Here is a 19303-nt window from a genome sequence, read left to right on the forward strand (position 1 = left end):
TAAGAAACCCTAAACTTGGCTCAGCAATCGTTGGTTACATCTTTGATTTCTCGCGGAGTAACTTGTGATGCTGATAATCTTGTTGACTATCAGTCTGACTCCACAAGCACCCACACGAATTGCTTGATTCAGTTGTTAAAGAGCGGTTGGTTAAGAGCTTTCGTCTCAACCGAGGCGCGCATTCTACAGCAGCCTCATTTGCTGTCAAGTGATTATTTTCAGAAGCTTTCGAAGATTTCTTCAACAACTTCAACCACTTGCGCTTCCGATCTCTCGTCAGCGGGAGGCGAATAGTACAGCATTGAATTACATGGTCAACCCCCGCCCTGAAAAATCTTTTCCTTAGCAAGGAGCCCACACCGCGACGCAACGACGCCCTCCTTTAAAAGAAGCGCGTCGTTGCGTCTATATAGATAGAAGGTGTACTTGGCCAATAGGGGATGCGACTGCCAAGGATGACTCCGGTGTCCCCGTGAAGTCAGGCGACTCTTTAATACCGCAGGAGAGCCCGGTACGCATCGGGTCTTTGTTTTCACGCCCAGAACAGGGATCATCGCCCTCCCCCAACCCCAGAGGAACCGACACCATGGAATTGACGCTGGAAGCTGTTGCGCTCTTTGCACTCAAGCTCGTGCATGAGGAGGACGGCGGCAGCCCGGTGTTGAGGGACGACCTGGTGATGGATCGGTATGAGCGGGAGGTGTTCGGATTGCTGGTGCGACAGGGGGATCTGCCTGGAGTTCTGCTGAAGATAGACGAGTGTATGGCGCAGGCGCTGGTCGCTTTGGGTGGGGCCGATACGGTATTGGGACGTGAGCTGCAGCGGTTGTCTACCGACGTACAGCAAGCCTCCACGCTGGAGGAACTCAAGCCACTGCTCGCGACACTGAAGGACTACCTTAAAGCCATTCAATAACGGACTCACCACAAGGACCTTCACATGATCGACTTCAATAACAAAGGCTTCTTCAAACTCAAGCAAAACAACGAATACGCCGAACGCGTCGCGGCCCTGCTGCTGGACGGCGAAGAAGTCATCGACGCCTACAAAGCCATGCGCGACGGCGTGGTCTTCACCACCAAACGCATCATCGCAGTGAACGTACAAGGCATAACAGGCAGCAAGAAGGACTTCACCTCGCTGCCGTACAAAAACATCGTCGCGTACTCGGTGGAAACGTCCGGGACGTTTGACCTGGATTCGGAACTGGAGATTTACTTTTCGTCGTTGGGGAAAGTGAAATTTGAATTCACCGGCAAGACCTCGATTGTTGAAATCTCGCGCTTGATCTCCAAGCACTTGCTGAGCTGATCAGCAGGCATGCTTCAGAACATCACCGATGACGCCTATTGATCGTCACCCACGCTGTTGAACCGAGCCCGATCACCTAAAAGTAAACCGAGGCTGACGACACGCAACCTCATCAAATAAGTGGAGCCCCCAGTCAACAGCTGACGCTACCCACATTCACCAAGCCAGAACTCAGAAGCATGAGGCTACCGCCCCCCAATCTGCATTTCCTACACCGTCGCCCCTTATTTCACTAGCCCACGTTCACAAACCCTGTCGTTATTCCGTCCTGCTTGCTCCGGCCAGTGCCCCACACGCTTTGCAAAAAAAGCCTGTCGGGCCTGGCGCCGCAGTTGATCAGGGAATGATTATGGCGAGTGACAGGGATGCGAAGCCGCACGGTGTCGAGCACGGCTGTGCGCCGAATGAAATTTGGCTGTTCTTGATCCATCACGACGCAATCATTCGTCAGCGCTGTCGACGGTTGCTGCGCCGCCCCCAGGATGCAGAGGACGCCTTGAGCGAGGTGCGCCTGCATTTGTTCAACCTGTTGAGCAAGGCCCCCGAACGCTTGAATAGCGTGGAGAATGTGCCCGCCTGGCTCAAGCGGGTGGCGCACAACTTTTGTATCGACCGCCTGCGCAAAACGCCGGTCACCTGCAGCCTTGAATGGCTTGATCACGATCTGTATGAAAGCGTCACCTGGCAACCTCCGCATGATGACCCGGAACGCAATGCGTGCGGACAAGAAGCCTTGCAGGCCCTTAACCTGGCCATCGGCCGGTTGCCGGCGACACTTTCGCAGGCGTTGGCGCTGCGTTGCATCGATGGCCTGGAATACGAAGGTATGGCAGGCACGTTGCTGATCAGTGAGTCCAACGCCCGAAAGCGTGTGCAACTGGCACGGCAGCAATTACGGGGTTTACTCGGTCCGATTTGCGGCACTTGATTCATTGGCAAGCCCCGCAAGAACAAGCCTGCCCCAAATCATTGGGGCAGGCTTTTCCATACTCAGAAAGCCGCGATCGGGAAGGCTGAACTCACCCACCAAACCAAGGCAGCACCAGGCGCAGGGGGAATACCGTTGAGATAGCCGCCAACCGTAAATGCCAGCCCTTGCTCATCAACACAATAAGGATTGGGAACGACGGCGATCACCGTCGGCGCGGAAGGCCCGAAGAAAATCTGGCTGTTTCCCCCACCCATCACCAGGCCAGAGCTCAAGTGCATGAAGGCATAGCGAATCGACGCGACAACCTGCTGTTGCGTGCAACTGTCGGGGAAGAACGTGGAAGGCCCTGCCTTGGCCACCCACGTCCCCGTCGCCACGTTAAACACTTCTACGTTGGCGTTTGCATAGCGGTAATCGTTAGGTTGATTAAGCCCGTAAGGCACCATGTATGTACGAGGACCGATGGTACGCGCGGCAACCGGGTCAAGCGCCAGCGGCCCCACCAGCGGATCATGGTTACCGGGCCGAGAGTGAAACCCCACCGCATTGCCAGCGGCGTTGATCTCGCCACAGAAGATATGCCGTTGGTTTATCTGCGGGTTGCTCCGGCTGTTAGGGATAGCCACGTTGCTGACCTGCACCGGTAGCGGGATCACCGCGGCTGAAGCCGCAGCGCAGTCCATCTGCGCAGCAGCCGACAGGCTCAGTAGTGCGCTGGCCACACCCATGGCAACGACGGTAAGTGCGTGCATGACAAGACTCCTTTCTGACAATCGGGACGGAATGCCCCTTCGTCAGGACGCAACGCGACTACCAGTTGTGAAGCGTACATGACCGCGTCTGCACGGCTTTCTTGCACAGCGAGGAAGAAGTTGAAACAGATCTTCACAAGCGGTGACGCGGTACGTCAGGAGGGATAAGCCAAGGCATGTTGCTCCGGCTTGAACAGGGAACAAGGAGAAGGACAATGACCACATTCAATGTGAACTTCGCTGTCGATGATATGGAAGGCAAGACCGTTCTGGTATTTCTCAAACCCCAACAGCCTCAGCGCGATTATCGGATTCACGCCTGGCAGATCCTGACCGGCTCTGCCGGTGCCACTGAGTCGTTCGACTACGAGGCCATCATCGAAACCGATGTCACCACCCTTGGTGAAAAAGACAGCAATACCATCATCTCGGGCCGTCGCACGCTTAACCCTGGCACCTTGCTTCAGGCGGTCAGCCCTAACGGATTGTCACCGTACCTTGAGCCGGCGGCGCTTTCACTGGCCAAGGAGAAACTCACACCGCAGCAGTGCGGCATCATCAACAAAACCAACCCGTACCTGCAGTTCGACAGCAACTGGTACGTCAACGGTCGGCCTGTAGTGACCATGCCGAAAGTGGACTCGAGCATGACCGTAAGCTTTGAATACGAGCCCAATTTTTACTTCATGGTGGCAACGCCTCCGATGGTCGGGCAAACCTATATCGTGCAGAACTTCTCGGACATGACCCAGTTCATCGCGCCCATCACCGCCACTGAGGTGAACGTGACGGTAAGCCGTGCCAGCGGCCTGTGGTCGTTCGATTTCGCGCCGATGTAACGTTGAAACACGCGGCGAGCAAATCGCCGCGTGCCTTACCTGCCCCCCCGTCCCCCTCGTAGCCTCACTCCCTAGCACAAGGAAGTGAGCCATCCATGTCAGAACGCTTTTATCCCCCCACCGAAGAAGAGTTACTCAAACAGCGAATCCTGACCCCACAGCCGTCGCGGGCGCCGTATTCGCCATCTGTTGATTTTTACGAGCCATCCCCGCGTTCGCAGATGCGCTTGCATATCGAGCAACGCGAGGACGGCACGCTCAAGGGGTATGGGTTTACACCGGCAATAATCCTGATTGGCAAATGATTGATGTGGTGCAGTTCCAAAGCCGTGGCGATCAGTTTGTGGCGGATTTGGGTGAGGGTGTCGAGCTGATCTGGACACCCGCCGTTGATCCAAGTGGCACGCTGGGTATTCCGACCCTGGAGGCTGCGCCACAAGCACCGGTGATCTGGATTTACCCGCCGACGGATAAAGCGGCGCAGATTCTGGTGAACCCGATTTATCCGCCGTCGTATCGGGATTTTATTCTGGTGTTCCCGGTGGAGTCGGGGATTCGACCGCTGTATGTGGTGGTTAGTGTCAAGGCGGGGGATCACAAGTACCACAAGGCTCCAAATACTGAACAAATAACTGGCTTTGGAAACCTGATAAAAGCAAAACCCATGGCTCCCAGACAGGGCGGTGCCGGGCTGAGAGAGCGTTGGATTGAGGAAAAAGGCAGGAAAGTTTATGAATGGGATTCCCAACATGGAGAGTTGGAAGTTTATCTTGCAAGTGATGGGTCGATAGACGAGGACGTCAATAACGGTATGTTTGAACTGCGGCGTGAATGGCTATCACTGATACAGACACACTTCTCTCATGAAATTGCTCTCTCAGAAAGCGACTACTTCATCGCGTTTGATTACGAAGGTGCAAACGAATAACACAGACTTAGAGAATTCATCTTCATGCGCAGACTGTCGTTCAGGCAGGCCTCCAAGAAGTTGGCTTTCACTTCATCCACGAGGACGAAAAAGGAAACGTTTTCGAATCAGAGCATTGGTACTTCGGCGAAGTCAGCACAACCGATGAAGACCCTGGCGGAGAGCGCTGGAAGTATCAAACCTTCAGGTCCTTCCAAGCGCATCATCCGCATTTGTTCGGCCGTCCACCTAACCCTCTTTCGCCTCACTCCCCTCCCCCCCAATCAGAACCCGTTTCCCCGGATCCGTAATATCAAACACCTGCTGCGCACACGCCGAAGGTTTGAACTGGAACTCCACCAGATACACCTTGCCCTTTTCAGGCTGGAAGCTACTTAACAGAGGCCCGCAAATGGCGTAGATGCCAGGGCGTGAGTCGGTGGACGAACTGGCAACGATCAGCTTCTTGCCAGGTTCTGCCTGGATCTCCAACTGCGGGAAGCGCTTGAACCCAGCGCTGGCCACCGTCTGGTTGAGCTTTGCAATCCAGTTGAAGACGCGGCCTTCACCTGTATCCATCACCGTGCCCAGGGTTTCCATGCGTTCATCGGGGTCGCCTTCGCGGCGTACCGAGAACTCGACGGGAGCGGTGCCGCCGTAGGCTTTCATGATGACTTTGGCATGCTCAGCATCGACGGCCACGGCTTTCTGGCGCAGCTGGATGCCGTCCTTGAACAGGCTGGGCGATGAGTCGCGTTGGTTGGATTGGCAGGCACATAGCGCCAGGGCCAGGGAGAGCAGTGCGATTCGCTTCACGGGAGGATGTCCTTATCTTATCAAGGTGAACGATGATGACTGGACCTGCGATTAAACAGAATGTTCCGCCATGATCGCCTCAGGTCTCGTTAAACACCAACCGCGCACACAACCCGCCCTGCTCCCGGTTATGCAACGCCAACCGGCTGCCGATCTTACCCACGATCATCTCCACAATCGCCAGCCCCAGCCCAGCGCCATTGGCATTGCCACGGCTGTAGAACCGCTCGAACAAACGCCCCATTTCCGCCTCATCAATGCCCGGCCCCTGGTCCTCCACGCTCAGGCAATGGGCGCCAATCACCACTTTCACTTCGCTGCCCGGCGGGGAGAAGTTGAGGGCGTTGGTCACCAGGTTTTGCAGGGCGATGGCCAGTGCCACCGGTTCGGTTTCGATCCAGCAGTCTTCATCCCCTTCCAGCACCAACTCCACGCCTTTCTCCATGGCCAGCGGTGTCAGTTCGGCGAGTTCTTCGCGCACCAGCTCGGTGAGTTGTACGCGGCTGCGCTTGGGATTGTTCAACTGCGGTTCGATACGCGCCATGGTCAGCAGTTGGCTGCCAATACGGGTGGCGCGATCGACGCCGTTGACCAGGAAGTCCAACGCTTCTCGCCGCTGGGCCTCGGTGCCGGCGCTTTGGGCGTTTTGCGCATGGATGCGCAGGATCGCCAGGGGTGTGCGCAGTTCGTGGGCGGCGTCGGCGATAAAACGGCGTTCGCGTTCCAATAGATCATCCACCTGGACCAACAGCCGGTTGAGCGCGGTTTGCATCGGCTCCAGGTCGGTAGGCAGCGGCTTGAGGTGCAGCGGTTGCAGGGTCTCGGCGGTTCGCCCGCGAATCTTGCGGGCCATGGCGCGCAAGGGCTTGAGGCCCCAGCCGATCACCAGCCAGATCAACACCGTGAGCAGCGGCACGCCGATCAAGGTGGGCCAGAGGGTGTGGCGCATGATGCGCTGGATCACGTCCTGACGAATGTCGTCGCGCTCGCCCACCCAGATCAGCAGGCCCTGTTGCGGATCGGCGAGGAGAAAGGCGCACCAGTCGTTGCCGTTGTCCATGATGTCGTGGGACCCGAGGGTAGCCGGCGGTGCGACCAACACCGGCGCTTCGGCGGAGCGTACGAGTAATTGGCCGTCGCTGCGCCACACCTGGAAGGTCAACCGGGTTTCATAAGGGTGAGCGACGCCGTCTTCGCCGACACGGCTCATGGCCTGGTCGAAGGCCTGGTACAGGCGGTCCCAATCAGCCTCGCCGGGGTCGCGTTGGCGTAGCACGCCTTGCAACAGGCGCGCGCTTTGGGCGAGTTGGGCGTCGTAGACTTCTTCGATTTCGTGGTGGCTGTCGCGCAGCACCAGCCAGCTGATCAGGGCGTCGCCCAACAGGATCAGCACCAGGACAGGGATGAGGATACGAGCACGCACGGAGGTCATGGTTTGAGCGCCAGTACATAGCCAACGCCGCGCACGGTGCGGATCAGCTCGGTGGATAACTTTTTACGCAGGTTGTGGATCAACACTTCCAAGGTGTTGCTCTCGACCCGGTCCTGCCAGCCATACAACGCGCGGGACAGGCGCTCGCGGGTCACCACTTTGCCGGGGCGCACCATCAGTTGGTGCAGCAGTTGGTACTCCATCGGCGTCACGATGATGTCCGCGTCCAGGTACCGCACCTGCTGGGTGGCCGGGTCGAGGCTGACGCCGGCATGTTCCAGCATCGGTTGCGCGCGCCCCTGGCTGCGGCGCAGCAGGGCACGCACGCGGGCCTTGAGTTCTTCCACATCGAACGGCTTGACCAGGTAATCATCGGCACCGGCATCCAGACCGGCGATGCGCTCGGCGGTGCCGTCGCGGGCGGTGAGGATCAGCACCGGCAGGTCGTGCTGCTCGGCACGCAGTTGCTGCAGCAGGTCCAGGCCATCGAGGCGCGGTAGACCTAAGTCGAGCAGCAACAGATCGAAGCTTTCCGTGCGCAGGGCATGCAGGGCCGCAACGCCATCCTGCAACCAATCCAGGGTGTAGCCCTCAACGCCCAATGCCACGCGAATCCCTTGGCCAAGGGCACGATCATCTTCGACAAGGAGTAGGCGCATAGCAAAGTCTCTGTAGGAATCGGCGGCATCATGCCGGGTTCTGGGCGGGGCTATTCCAGCAAAGATGTTACGGCGCGTTGCCAACTAAGGTTGCCCTAAGGTTGGTTTTGCACTGTTAAATCTCCCACATCTGCTGAGAGCTTTTCCATGCGCAAAATTCTCCTGCTGTCCCTGATTATCGCCAGCCCCCTGGCCGTTGCCGGTCCGCAATGCACCACCGCCGAACGCTCGCAATGGCAAGACGAAAAAGCCTTCCAGGACAAGCTCAAGGCCGAAGGCTACGAGATCAGCAAGTTCAAGGTCACCGATGGCAACTGCTACGAGATCTACGGCTTCGACAAGGACAAGCGCAAGGTGGAGATCTACCACGACCCGGTCACCGGCAGGGCCGTGAAGACTGAGATCAAAGGCTGATGCCAGGCGAATCCCTGCGCCTGTGGGACCCACTGGTGAGGCTGTTTCATCTGTCGATCGCCGGGGTATTCGTCGCCAATTACTTCTTTAACGAAGCGGGCGACGACTGGCATGTCTGGCTGGGCTACTACGCCATGGCCTGGCTGCTGGTACGAACGGTGTGGGGGTTCATCGGGCCGCGCAGTGCACGCTGGGCGGACTTCTGGCCGACCCCGAAACGCTTGAACACCCATCTGCGCTCGCTGCTCAACCGCCGCCCGCAACACCGCCTGGGCCATTCGCCCATCGGTGCGCTGGTGATGCTGTTGATGTTGCTCGCGTTGCTGGTCGTCGGCATCAGCGGCTTTTTGATGCAGGAAGTGGATGCCCTGTGGGGCGCCGATTGGCCCCTGCAAATCCATGAGACCGCCGCCAATGTGCTGCTGGGCCTGGTGTGCATCCATGTGCTGGCCGCGGTGTTTGAAAGTATCCAGGTGCGGGACAACCTGCCGTTATCCATGCTCACCGGTCGCAGGAAGCGCCTGCCGGATGAGCGTGCGCAGTAATCCTTTTCTCGACAGGTCCTCTATGCGCTCCGCCTTACTGATCTGCAGCCTGCTCGCCGTCTTCGTGGCCGCGTGGCTAAGCCATCCGCCCCATGTGCTGGCCCCCTTTGCCCAAGTGACGCCAAACACCTCGAAGGTGGCGGCGCCGCCGCAATACACCAGCCGTTTTGTGTCCTCGCAGCTCACTGACTTTGTCCACGCGTCCTCGGTCACCGCCCTGCCCGGTGGCGACTTGATAGCCGTGTGGTTTGCCGGCTCCCGTGAAGGCGCCGCCGATGTACAGGTGCGCACCGCACGCTTCGATGCGCGCAGCGGCGAATGGGGTGCCGAGCAGGTACTGGCCACGCGGGAAAGCACCCGCGCCGGCACCCAGCGTTATATCCGCAAGCTCGGCAATCCGGTTATTGCCCTGGGGCCGGATAAACGCCTGTGGATGTTTTATGTGTCGGTGTCGGTCGGTGGCTGGGCCACCAGTGCGATCAACCTGATGGTGTCCGACGACCTCGGCGCCAACTGGTCCGCGCCCCGACAGTTGGTGACCTCACCGTTTTTCAACATCAGTACCCTGGTACGCGCCGCACCGGTGTTCCACGCCGACGGCTCCATCGGCCTGCCGGTGTACCACGAGTTCATGGGCAAGTTTGCCGAGTACCTGTACTTGAGCGCCGACGGCGCGGTAATCGACAAATTCCGCATCAGCCGCGGCAAGAATTCCCTGCAGCCCACTATCGTGCCGCTGGATGACAAGCGTGCCGTGGCGATGTTGCGCTACGCCGGCGACACCCACCACCGCGTCCTGGCCAGCCGCACCGAAGATGCGGGGCAAACCTGGAGCGAGCCGTACCCACTGGAACCGGCAAATCCCAATTCATCGTTGGCGGCGGTGGGTACCGAGGATGACGGGCTGCTCGTGGCCCTCAACGACCTGCAGGACGGCCGCTTCAAGCTCAGTCTCTACGGCACCGACGCCCAGCTCAGCCAATGGCGCACCGTGGTGCAACTGGATGAGTCACCCGACCCGCTCGGCCAACCGTTCTCCCCCGAGGCCTATAAAGCAATCATCGGCGAAGGCTTCCGCGCCTCCAGCGGCGCCAAACGCCTGCCGCTGGAACAGCGCTTTCTCAGCAACCTCGATTACCGCGTATGCAAACCCCAAGGCTGCGATTTCGAATACGAGTACCCGTACTTCAGCCGCAGCCCGGACGGCATGTACCACGTGGTGTACTCGTGGAATAACACCTTTATCAAACATGTCAGCTTCAACGAAGCCTGGCTGGCGGAGCGTCTGTGATGGTTTCTGTGTGGCAGGCCCATTTGAGTTTTGTGCTGCTGGGGTTTGTGCTGTTGAGCGCGCTCAGGTTTACCGCTCCCTGGCGGCCATGGCTGCTGCCGGTGCTGGTGGCGGTCAGTTTTATCCCGGTCAACGCGCTGCCGCTGGCGGCGTATGTGCGCAGTTTTACCGATGACCTGGCGATCAGCACATTGGTGCTGTTGGCGTGGGTCGTGCTCAGCCGCCTGGGCTTAGTGCAACCGCTAGCTCGTCGGCATCAAGTGCAGACGTTGCTGCTGTTTGGCCTGCTGAGCCTGGTGCTGTACCCGGCCACGTTGGGCCTGACCTACTTCGACCCGTACCGCTGGGGCTTCAACCCGCGGCCGATGATCGTCCTGGTGGCGGCAGCCGCACTGTTGATGCTGTGGCTGCGTAATACGCTGGCGGCGTGGATGCTGGCGGTGGGCACGTTGGCCTTTGCGTTACGGCTCAAGGCGTCGGAAAACTATTGGGATTATCTGGTCGATCCGTTGCTGACCGGTTACTGCCTGATCGCCGGCGCGGGGCTGCTGATCAGCGCCGCCTGGCGCCCTCTTTTGAAATGGCACCGGGGTCAATGATGAGTGCGTTGCAATCACGCCGCCTGCGCTACGGCCTGGGCGCGATCGGGTTGGTATTTGTGTTGCTGGCTGCGTTGCGGCTGGTGTTTGTGCTGGGTTTTTCCGGCCTGGACTTGAACACCCCGGCGCTGCTGGAAACCCTGGGAATCGGCCTGCGTTTCGACCTGCGCCTGGCGGTGTTGATCCTGCTGCCGCTGGCCGTGCTGGCGTGGCTGCCGCGCTGGAACCTCACCACCCTGCCGGCCCTGCGCTGGCTGGCGCGCGCTTACCTGGTCATCGCACTGGCCGTGGTGGGGCTGGTGTACATCATCGACTTCGGCCACTACGCCTACCTCGGCGTGCGTATCAATGCGACGGTGCTGCGCTACCTGCAGGATGCGCAGATTTCCCAGCAGATGGTGTGGGAAACCTACCCGGTACTGTGGATAACCGCCTGCTGGCTCGCGGCGGTGGCGCTTTGGGTCTGGGCGTTGGTCTGCCTGGAGCGGTTGACCCTGGATCGAGCGCCCGCCCTTATCGGCAAACCGGCACTGGCAGTGGTGAGTGTGATGGGCGTCGTCGCGGTGCTGCTGGCCCTGCTCGGCCGTGTCGCCCATCTCAACCTGGAAAACCCGGTGCCCCTGCGCTGGAGCGATGCCTTCTTCGCCGGCAACAGCCAACTGGCCGCCGTGGGCCTGAACCCGGTGCTGTTTTTGTATGACACCCTCAAGGTCGGCCAATCGCAGTTCGATGAGGCCCAGGTCCGCCAGTATTACCCGCAAGTTGCCCAATACCTGGGCGTGACCCAGCCCGATGCCCAGTCCCTGGACTTCATCCGCGAACAAGGCGTGCAGCCCTATCGACTGGCCGGCGAGCGCCCGCCCAACGTGATTTTCGTGATGCTCGAATCCCTCGGCACCAGCGCCGTGGGCGCCTATGGCAACCCGCTCAACCCCACGCCGAACCTGGACAAACTGGCGACGCAAAGCTGGTTCTTCAAACACTTCTACGTGCCTGTGACCGGCACCGCGAAAACCGTGTGGGCCAGCATCACCGGCGTGCCCGACGTCACCCGCCAGGAGACCGCCACGCGCAACCCGCTGATCACGCGGCAACACACATTGATCAATGCATTCGAGGGCTACCAGAAGTTCTACATGATCGGCGGCAACGCCGGCTGGGCGAATATCAATGCACTGATCCGCCAGAGCATCGACGATGTGCAACTGTTCGAGGAGAGCGACTGGCAGTCGCCACGGGTAGACGTGTGGGGGATTTCCGACCTGGACCTGTTCAAGGAAGCTGACGATCTGCTGAGCACGCTTCCCAAGGACCAACCGTTCTTTGCCTACCTGCAAACCTCCGGCAACCATCGCCCCTTCACCATCCCCAAACACAACGATGGCTTCCAGCTCAGCCACGTGACGCTGGAACAGGCCCAGGCCGCGGGGTCCCGCAGTGTCGAGCAGTACAACGCCGTGCGTCTGCTGGACTACAACATCGGCCGGCTGATGGACATCGCCAAGGCCGGTGGCTACTACGACAACAGCATCTTTGTGTTCTTCGGCGACCACAACACCCGCATCAGCCAGATCCCGCACATGGCGCCGGCCTTCGAGCAGCTGGGCCTGGAAAGTAACAACGTGCCGCTGCTGATCCACGCTCCCGGCCTTGCACCGCGTGTGATCGAAGAAGCGGTGGGGCTGGCCGACCTGCTGCCCACCGTGGCCGGCATGGCAGGCGTACCGTTCCGCAACGGTGCGATGGGCCGGGACATCCAGCAACCGGCGCCCGAGGGCGAGCGCGTGGTGCCGCTGGTATTGCGCGAAGGCACCTTCCCGATCATCGGCGGCGTGACCCGGCACTTTTTGCTGCAGATGCAGCACGACGGCAGCTCACCCACCTTGCATGACCTGGCATCACTCACCCCGCGTGACGATGTGGCCGCGCAGCACCCCGAGGAATTCCAGCGCCTGCAGGCACTGACCCGTGGGCTGCACGAAAGTGCGCGGTTGATGCTGTTCAGGAATGTGCGTGAGTGATTACTTGGGCTGGAACGTCTCAAGGTACGCCAGGATATTGTCGATTTTTTCCGGGTCGCTGATGCCCCAGAAAATCATGCGCGTACCACTCACCACCTTTTTGGGCGCTTCGATGTAGGCCGCGAGCTTGTCGCGGGTCCAGACCACACCGGAGTTTTTCATCGCGTCCGAATATTGATAGTCGGTGGTGGTACCGGCAGGTCGGCCGATGATGCCGTTGAGCTCCGGGCCAAAGCCACCGCGAGCGCCTTCGCCGACGCTGTGGCAGCCGCCGCAGGTCTTGGTGAAGAGTTTGCCGCCGGCCTCGGCATCGCCGGCGGCATTGGCGGCGCCGGTGTTGAGGATCAGCGCGAGGGTCAGCAGGACGTACTTCATGGGTGACTCCACATCGGTGTTGGCGGCGATTATGCCTGTTTGTCAGGAGCGCATGCCCATCCAGATCACCGCTTCGGTCCACGCCGTAACCACCGGCGTCAGCGCACGAAACCAGGGATCCTGCACATCGATCTGCGCAGCCGAGTGGTCGTGGTGGTGTTGCTCTTCTTCAACGATGGAAGCAATGGCCGCCACTGCCAGTGGGTCGATTTCGCGTAACGCATGAAGCTGATGAGCCAGGTGCTTGAGCACCACGCTTTCCACCGCGACGGTGGTGGCAACAATAGCCTTGCGCCCGCACACCCCGGTGAGCAGGCCCAGCACCAGCCCGCCAAGGCCGCACAGCCAGTAGCTGCGGCAGCGTCGGTAACCCCGTCGTTGCAACTCGGCCTGGAACACCGCGCGATGGCGACGTTCGTGGGACAGGAATTCCTCGAGCTCACCCACCATGCCGGGTACAAACAATCGCGCCATAAACAGCTGGCCGCTGTAGATACAGATCGCGCCATGCTCGCCGGCGTGATCGACTTTGATCATGCGATTGCCCAGGTCCGGGTCGATCAAGGGGGCTGCGGAAGCGTTCACGGTTGACGACCTTGTGCGAGGGCCCACGGGATTCGGGCCGATCCTGATTGCAGAGCGCCGGTATCCTGCCGTACCTCCGCGCAAATGCGCAACCTAGACCCTCGAAACTGACCACCCATCGCCCCATACGCATCCAATCGAACCTAACCGGCCCCGTTCCACTCCACCTTACTGAACCCTGATGGTGGAGTAAGGATCATGGCTCAGCCATCGATTTTGGTATTGGAAGACGACGAGATCATTCGGTCGTTGATGGTGGATGTACTGGAGGATTTCGGCGCGGTTGTGACGTCTTTTCCTTCAGCCGATGAAGGAATGATTTACCTGGAACGCGGCGATGATCCGGTGGACTTGATTGTCAGCGATGTGCAGATGCCGGGGTTGCTCAACGGCTATGACTTGAGCCGGGTAGTGGCTCATCGCTGGCCGTCGGTGCCGGTACTGCTCACCTCCGGCAATGCCAAACTTGCACAGCAATTGGGCGGCTCCGTGCGGTTTCTGCCCAAGCCGTGGAGCACCGAACATTTGCTTGAGTGTGTGCAAACGGCGCTGACTCAGCAGGGCTCATCCATGCATTGATAGCTTCGCGATATCACTTTTGCCGAACTTCACAGCCTGCCTTGTGGTCACTTGCATCAGCAGGGAGCGACTTTTCTGATCCGCTGGTCAGCCTTTTCGTCTTGTGCGTTCAGCTGATGCTCACCTGTTGTGTAGAATTGTCGCCTTTTACAACGCGTCATTCATGGCCGGAAGGCCCACAGTTCGAGCTCATTGCATGCATTCACAGGCCCATGATGGTGGTGCGCCCTCATTGCTGGACGCGTTGCGCGCAGGCACCGGCCTATTGCACGTAGCCTTGGAAGAACGCCTGCCGTTTTTTTCCGAAGAGCTGGATGCCGACTGGTATCGGCGCCTGATCCAGGCGTATTACGGGTTTTACCGGCCGATTGAAGCAGCGCTGTACAGCTGTGAGTTTATCCCTGAAGGCTTCGACCCTGCGTTGCGTATGAAAACGCCGACGCTGATCGACGATCTTCACGCCCTTGGCCTGGACGCCTGCGCGATCAACGCCTTGCCGCATTGTGGGCAATTGCCCGCTTTCGACACCCCCGCCGCCTGCCTCGGCGCCTTGTATGTGCTTGAAGGCGCAACCCTGGGCGGCCAGGTACTGCGTCGGGAAATGGCTCGACGCCTGGCGCTGGACGCCGACAACGGAGGGGCGTTCCTCGATGTGTACGGTGCCGAAACCGGTCGGCTCTGGAAAGATTTTCTCGACTACCTGGGCCGCCTGCCGCTGGACACGCCAGCCAAACAGCGCGCGGTGCACGCGGCCCGCTCGACATTCAGCTGCTTTGAGCAATGGCTCGACAGCCAGGAGGTACTGCTATGAAACCCGAAGACTTTGAAGAGCTGCTTGCCAACTGTGCCGACGAGCCCATCCGCTTTCCAGGGGCGATCCAACCCCACGGTGTGCTGCTGACGTTGTCGGAGCCCGACCTGAACATCATTCAAGTCAGCACTAACGTCGCCAGCCTGTTCAACCGCGCCCCCGAGTCGTTGCTGGGCCAGCCACTGCACACGCTGATCGGTGCCGAGCATGCCCAGGCCGTGCAGGCCATGGCCGAACACAACAGCTTCCTTGATGCGCCGCCTTTGCACGTCACCCTCAACGGCGCCGAGTTCGAAGGCCTGTTGCACCGCCATCAGGACGTGCTGGTGCTGGAATTCGAACCGCGGCTCAAGGACTTCCGGCCGCGGGCCCTGAAAGGCCGCAGCAGTGACTTGGGCAAGATGCTGCAACGTTTGCAATCAGCGAAAACCCTGCAAGCGCTGTACGAAATCAGCGTGACTGAAATCCAGGCCATGACCGGTTACGACCGGGTGTTGATCTACCGCTTCGAAGAAGAAGGCCATGGCCAGGTGATCGCGGAAGCGTCGGCACCGTCCATGGAGCTGTTCAACGGGCTGTTCTTCCCCGCGTCCGATATCCCGGAACAGGCCCGCGAGCTGTATCGCACCAACTGGTTGCGCATCATCCCGAATGCGGCCTACGAGCCGGTGCCATTGCTGCCCAAGCTGCGCCCGGATACCGGCGAACCGCTGGATTTGAGCTTTGCCACCCTGCGCAGCGTGTCGCCGATTCACTGCCAGTACATGCAAAACATGGGCGTGCTGTCGTCCATGAGCATTTCGCTGATGAAGGGCGACAAGCTCTGGGGCCTGATCAGTTGCGGCAATCGCGAGCCGCTGCTGGTACCCAATGATTTGCGCATCACCTGCCAGACCATCGGCCAGGTGCTGTCATTGCAGATCAGCGCCATGGAAGCCCTGGACCTGAGCCGTCAGCGGGAAGAAAAAGTCGAGGCCCTGGCGTTGCTGGATAAAGCCATGAAGGCCTCCGAAGAAAACGTGTTCGACGGCCTGGCCCAGCGAGGCCAGGTGCTGATGGACCTGACCTTGTCCGGCGGCGTGGCGATCATCGAAGACAAGCAATTGCACCGCTACGGCAACTGCCCGGAACCGGCGCAGATCCGGGCCTTGCACAAGTGGCTGCAGGACAGCGGCGAGCCGGTGTTCTCCAGCCATAATCTGGTGTCGATCTATCCGCCAGGCGCCGAGTTCCAACAGGTGGCCAGCGGTGTCCTGGCCATGAGCCTGCCAAAGCCTGTGGATAACGGCGTGCTGTGGTTCCGCCCGGAAGTGAAAGAAAACATTAACTGGAGTGGTGACCCGAAAAAGCCGCTCGACCTGGAAAACTCCGACGCCGGCCTGCGCCTTCGCCCGCGTACCTCGTTTGAAATCTGGAAGGTGGAGATGGCCGGTATTTCCACCAAGTGGAGCCATGGCGACCTGTTCGCCGCCAACGACCTGCGCCGCTCGGCCCTGGAAAACGACCTGGCTCGCCAGGTGCTGCGCGAGCAACAGGCCGTGCGCGCCCGCGATGACCTGGTGGCGGTGGTGTCCCACGACCTGCGCAACCCGATGACGGTGATCTCCATGCTCTGCGGCATGATGCAAAAGGCCTTCAGCTCCGACGGCCCGCATACCTCGCGACGCATTTCCTCGGCCATCGACACCATGCAACAGGCTGCCGGACGCATGAACGTCTTGCTGGAAGACTTGCTCGACACCTCGAAAATCGAGGCCGGGCGCTACGTGGTCAAACCCGTGGCCCTGGACGTCAGCCAAATGTTCGAAGAGGCCTACTCCCTGCTCGCGCCGTTGGCGATGGAAAAAGGCATCGACCTGTCGTTCAACGCAGAGCCTGGCCTGCAGATCAACGGCGACCCGGAGCGGCTGTTCCAGGTGCTGTCGAACCTGATCGGCAATGCCATCAAGTTCACTCCGCGCCAGGGCAATATCGGCATCAGTGCGATGACCAATGGTGAAGAGATCGTGTTTTCGGTGCGTGACTCAGGCGAAGGGATTGCGCCTGATCAACTGCCCCACGTGTTTGATCGCTACTGGACCCAGTCGGAAAACAATCCCACCGGCACCGGCCTGGGGCTGTATATCACCCAGGGGATTGTCCAGGCCCATGGCGGCAAGATCATGGCTGAAAGTGAAGTGGGCCGTGGCAGTGAGTTCCGGTTTACGGTGCCGAAGGTGATTGAGGACTCCCATACCTGACCGCCCCTGTGGCGAGCACCGGTTACACCGGCAACACCACCACCGCCTCCAACCCACCACCCTGGCGCTCCGACAGGGTGAGTGTGCCGCCGTGTTCCAGCACAATCGCCCGGGCGGTAGACAGCCCAAGTCCGACGCCGCCGGTGCTTTTGTTGCGTGAATTTTCGAGGCGGTAGAACGGCAGGAACACCTGTTCGCGATACTGCGCCGCAATCCCCGGGCCGCGATCCAGCACGCGGATCACCACTTCGGCCGGCCCTTGTTGCAGTTCGATTTCAGGCGCCCGGCCGTAGTGGATGGCATTGTCCATCAGGTTGGTCATCACCCGCTTGAGGCCCAAGGGCCGGCCAAAGTACACCAGGCGCGGCGGTCCGCTGAAAGCCAGTTCGATCGCCTGGTCGCGGTAGTCGTCGATCAGGGTTTGCAGCAGTTCCGCCAGGTCCAGCTGGGTGGCCTGCTCCAGGCGTGCGTCGTCGCGGAAGAACGCCAGGGCCGTGTTGATCATGGCCTGCATTTCATCGACATCATTGAACAGCCGGCGTTGCTGGTCGGCATCTTCGATGAATTCACCGCGCAGGCGCAGGCGGGTCAGGGGCGCACGCAGGTCGTGGGAGATGGCCGCGAGCATTTGCGTGCGATCCTGGATAAAGTGCCGCAACTGCGCCTGCATGCCGTTGAACGCGAGGATCGCCTGGCGGATTTCGTGGGGCCCGACCGGCTCGATGGGCGGCGCGCGGAAGTCGGCGCCAAAGCGCCGCGCGCCCTGGGCGAAGTGTTGCAGGGGGCGAGCCAGGCGACGGGTCGCGACCAGGGTGACCAGCGCAGTCGAGATCAGCACCAGCAGCACTACGATCACGCTGCGCACGCCCTCGTCCAGCCCCCAACTGCGGGCACGGGCGCTGAACATCAGCCAGGACTGATCGGCCAGTTGCATCAGGAGCACATACTGCCCGTTGCCACCTGGCCAGTCGGACGGTTCGTAGGCTTCCATGGGCCGGGTCGGTCCCTGAAGCAGGTGCTTGAACGCTTGCTCCCCCGAATCAAAGTCCGGGTCGTTCAGCACGGGCAAATCAAAGGCCGCGCGCTGCGCTACCCACGTCACGCTGAAGGACTCATCGCCCATCACCTGAGCCAGGTGTGCTCGCTGGGCAGGCTGCGACGCCTCGACCGCGCGCACCACCACGGCGATCTTTTCCAGCAAGCCGATTTCGGTCAACGGTGGTCGTGCCCACACGCCCGCCAATTGTACGAACAGGGCGTTAAGCGCCAGCGCGGTAAACATCGCAACCAGGATGGTCAGGGCAATCCAGCGCGCTACGGTGTCACGTGGACGGCGGCTCATGAACGGCTCACACTGGCGGTGAACTGGTAACCGCCGTTGCGCACGGTGCGGATCATGGCCGAACGCTTGGTATCGAACTCCAGCTTGCGGCGCAGGCGGCTGACCTGCACGTCGATGCTGCGGTCGAACGCGTCATGGCTATGGCCCCGCGCCAGGTTCAGCAGTTGTTCGCGGGTCAGCACGCGCTGGGGGTGTTCGACGAAGACCAGCAGCAGGTCGAATTCGCCGGATGACAGCGGGATCATCACCTCGTCGGGGGAGCGCAGTTCACGGCGCGTAACGTCCAGTTGCCAGCCCGCAAAGCGAATCAAGGGACGGGCAGACCCGCCCAACACTGGCCGCCCCTCGCCTGCCCGACGCAATACCGCACGCACCCGCGCCAGCAGTTCACGGGCGTCGAAGGGTTTGCTCAGGTAATCGTCGGCGCCCATTTCCAGGCCTACCACGCGGTCGCTGAGTTCGCCCATGGCGGTGAGCATGATCACCGGTGTTGCGTACTGCTGGCGCAGGCGCTGGCACAGCAACAGGCCGTTCTCCCCCGGCAGCATCAGGTCAAGAATGATCAGGTCGGCAGGATGACGCTCCATGGCGGCCCACAGCTCGGTGCCACCGGCGACGGTCTCGACCGCATAGCCATGTTGCATAAAAAATTTCTTCAGCAGCGCGAGGACTTCAAGGTCATCGTCCACGATCAAAAGGTTGCTCACAGGCGGGCATCACTGGGTGTTGTCGATGCGCCATCTAAAACCATTCGACGCAGCCCGTCATATATTTCAATCGTGCAATAAAGCGTCAGCGCCGCAATAAACCAGACATCTTTGCGCAAGGGACGGCTGCCAGCATCGGCCTCCCT

At 60.2% G+C, this 19303-nt stretch carries 21 protein-coding genes and 1 pseudogene; 14 read left to right on the forward strand and 8 right to left on the reverse strand.

What is annotated here, in order from left to right:
- Nucleotides 1-586 precede the first annotated feature (586 nt).
- The 3 genes from B9N88_RS28625 to B9N88_RS28635 all read left to right on the forward strand — a co-directional run bounded on the left by B9N88_RS28625 (nucleotide 587) and on the right by B9N88_RS28635 (nucleotide 2240).
- Complete coding sequence (locus B9N88_RS28625; RefSeq protein WP_027607589.1) at nucleotides 587-916, forward strand: hypothetical protein; 330 nt, start codon at nucleotides 587-589, stop codon at nucleotides 914-916.
- A gap of 24 nt (nucleotides 917-940) precedes the next feature.
- Entirely contained in the window at nucleotides 941-1312 is a 372-nt protein-coding gene (locus B9N88_RS28630) for a PH domain-containing protein (RefSeq protein WP_027607590.1), read from the forward strand.
- Between the two features lie 349 nt (nucleotides 1313-1661).
- Entirely contained in the window at nucleotides 1662-2240 is a 579-nt protein-coding gene (locus B9N88_RS28635) for an RNA polymerase sigma factor (RefSeq protein WP_065926019.1), read from the forward strand.
- Between the two features lie 62 nt (nucleotides 2241-2302).
- Here the strand turns inward: B9N88_RS28635 and B9N88_RS28640 are convergent, their stop codons facing one another.
- Nucleotides 2303-2995: an EndoU domain-containing protein gene (locus B9N88_RS28640; RefSeq protein ID WP_027607592.1), complete on the reverse strand. Its 693-nt coding sequence runs from the start codon at nucleotides 2993-2995 to the stop codon at nucleotides 2303-2305.
- 215 nt (nucleotides 2996-3210) lie between these two features.
- On the opposite strand from B9N88_RS28640, the gene B9N88_RS28645 reads away from it, so the two are divergent.
- The 3 genes and pseudogenes from B9N88_RS28645 to B9N88_RS32725 all read left to right on the forward strand — a co-directional run bounded on the left by B9N88_RS28645 (nucleotide 3211) and on the right by B9N88_RS32725 (nucleotide 4762).
- Nucleotides 3211-3834 carry a hypothetical protein gene (locus B9N88_RS28645; RefSeq protein ID WP_027607593.1) on the forward strand — a complete coding sequence of 208 codons (624 nt, stop codon included), beginning with the start codon at nucleotides 3211-3213 and terminating at the stop codon, nucleotides 3832-3834.
- Nucleotides 3835-3929: 95 nt separating this feature from the next.
- Nucleotides 3930-4621 (forward strand): annotated as a pseudogene (locus B9N88_RS28650) (S-type pyocin domain-containing protein); the annotation flags it as partial.
- 24 nt (nucleotides 4622-4645) lie between these two features.
- Nucleotides 4646-4762 carry a colicin E3-like toxin immunity protein gene (locus B9N88_RS32725; RefSeq protein ID WP_175472335.1) on the forward strand — a complete coding sequence of 39 codons (117 nt, stop codon included), beginning with the start codon at nucleotides 4646-4648 and terminating at the stop codon, nucleotides 4760-4762.
- Nucleotides 4763-4990: 228 nt separating this feature from the next.
- Here the strand turns inward: B9N88_RS32725 and B9N88_RS28660 are convergent, their stop codons facing one another.
- From B9N88_RS28660 to B9N88_RS28670, 3 genes are all read right to left on the reverse strand, one after another.
- Complete coding sequence (locus B9N88_RS28660) at nucleotides 4991-5557, reverse strand: hypothetical protein (RefSeq protein WP_027607594.1); 567 nt, start codon at nucleotides 5555-5557, stop codon at nucleotides 4991-4993.
- A gap of 79 nt (nucleotides 5558-5636) precedes the next feature.
- Nucleotides 5637-6989: a sensor histidine kinase gene (locus tag B9N88_RS28665; protein WP_027607595.1), complete on the reverse strand. Its 1353-nt coding sequence runs from the start codon at nucleotides 6987-6989 to the stop codon at nucleotides 5637-5639.
- Entirely contained in the window at nucleotides 6986-7648 is a 663-nt protein-coding gene (locus tag B9N88_RS28670; protein ID WP_027607596.1) for a response regulator, read from the reverse strand. Before B9N88_RS28670 ends, B9N88_RS28665 begins: the two co-directional genes overlap by 4 nt.
- A gap of 147 nt (nucleotides 7649-7795) precedes the next feature.
- Between B9N88_RS28670 and B9N88_RS28675 the strand changes: the two genes are divergently transcribed.
- Genes B9N88_RS28675 through B9N88_RS28695 form a run of 5 tightly spaced genes read left to right on the forward strand, consistent with a single transcriptional unit; the run spans nucleotide 7796 to nucleotide 12518 of the window.
- Nucleotides 7796-8062 (forward strand): PepSY domain-containing protein, encoded by a 267-nt coding sequence (locus B9N88_RS28675; RefSeq protein ID WP_027607597.1) that lies wholly within the window; start codon nucleotides 7796-7798, stop codon nucleotides 8060-8062.
- Nucleotides 8062-8607: a cytochrome b/b6 domain-containing protein gene (locus B9N88_RS28680; protein ID WP_027607598.1), complete on the forward strand. Its 546-nt coding sequence runs from the start codon at nucleotides 8062-8064 to the stop codon at nucleotides 8605-8607. Before B9N88_RS28675 ends, B9N88_RS28680 begins: the two co-directional genes overlap by 1 nt.
- 22 nt (nucleotides 8608-8629) lie before the next feature.
- Complete coding sequence (locus B9N88_RS28685; protein ID WP_027607599.1) at nucleotides 8630-9898, forward strand: sialidase family protein; 1269 nt, start codon at nucleotides 8630-8632, stop codon at nucleotides 9896-9898.
- Nucleotides 9898-10497: a hypothetical protein gene (locus B9N88_RS28690; RefSeq protein ID WP_027607600.1), complete on the forward strand. Its 600-nt coding sequence runs from the start codon at nucleotides 9898-9900 to the stop codon at nucleotides 10495-10497. The genes B9N88_RS28685 and B9N88_RS28690 overlap by 1 nt, the downstream gene beginning before the upstream one ends.
- Complete coding sequence (locus tag B9N88_RS28695; RefSeq protein WP_027607601.1) at nucleotides 10497-12518, forward strand: LTA synthase family protein; 2022 nt, start codon at nucleotides 10497-10499, stop codon at nucleotides 12516-12518. The genes B9N88_RS28690 and B9N88_RS28695 overlap by 1 nt, the downstream gene beginning before the upstream one ends.
- Here B9N88_RS28695 and B9N88_RS28700 read toward each other — a convergent pair whose 3' ends face one another.
- Both B9N88_RS28700 and B9N88_RS28705 read right to left on the reverse strand, forming a co-directional pair.
- Nucleotides 12519-12893, reverse strand: a complete 375-nt coding sequence (locus tag B9N88_RS28700) for a c-type cytochrome (RefSeq protein WP_027607602.1) — start codon at nucleotides 12891-12893, stop codon at nucleotides 12519-12521.
- 42 nt (nucleotides 12894-12935) lie between these two features.
- A complete protein-coding gene (locus B9N88_RS28705; RefSeq protein ID WP_223841625.1) occupies nucleotides 12936-13478 on the reverse strand; it encodes a demethoxyubiquinone hydroxylase family protein in 543 nt (180 codons plus the stop codon).
- A gap of 198 nt (nucleotides 13479-13676) precedes the next feature.
- Here B9N88_RS28705 and B9N88_RS28710 point away from each other — a divergent pair, with 198 nt between their 5' ends.
- The 3 genes from B9N88_RS28710 to B9N88_RS28720 all read left to right on the forward strand — a co-directional run bounded on the left by B9N88_RS28710 (nucleotide 13677) and on the right by B9N88_RS28720 (nucleotide 17108).
- Nucleotides 13677-14057: a response regulator gene (locus B9N88_RS28710; protein WP_027607604.1), complete on the forward strand. Its 381-nt coding sequence runs from the start codon at nucleotides 13677-13679 to the stop codon at nucleotides 14055-14057.
- A gap of 196 nt (nucleotides 14058-14253) precedes the next feature.
- Nucleotides 14254-14868, forward strand: a complete 615-nt coding sequence (locus B9N88_RS28715) for a biliverdin-producing heme oxygenase (protein WP_027607605.1) — start codon at nucleotides 14254-14256, stop codon at nucleotides 14866-14868.
- Entirely contained in the window at nucleotides 14865-17108 is a 2244-nt protein-coding gene (locus B9N88_RS28720; protein WP_027607606.1) for an ATP-binding protein, read from the forward strand. The genes B9N88_RS28715 and B9N88_RS28720 overlap by 4 nt, the downstream gene beginning before the upstream one ends.
- Nucleotides 17109-17130: 22 nt before the next feature.
- Here the strand turns inward: B9N88_RS28720 and B9N88_RS28725 are convergent, their stop codons facing one another.
- Together B9N88_RS28725 and B9N88_RS28730 are read right to left on the reverse strand one after the other, a co-directional pair.
- Entirely contained in the window at nucleotides 17131-18450 is a 1320-nt protein-coding gene (locus B9N88_RS28725; RefSeq protein WP_027607607.1) for an ATP-binding protein, read from the reverse strand.
- Nucleotides 18447-19157, reverse strand: coding sequence for a response regulator (locus B9N88_RS28730; protein ID WP_027607608.1), 711 nt, complete (start codon nucleotides 19155-19157; stop codon nucleotides 18447-18449). Before B9N88_RS28730 ends, B9N88_RS28725 begins: the two co-directional genes overlap by 4 nt.
- Nucleotides 19158-19303 lie beyond the last annotated feature (146 nt).

Source organism: Pseudomonas sp. LAMO17WK12:I1 (genome assembly GCF_900177315.1).
Lineage (GTDB): Bacteria > Pseudomonadota > Gammaproteobacteria > Pseudomonadales > Pseudomonadaceae > Aquipseudomonas > Aquipseudomonas marginalis.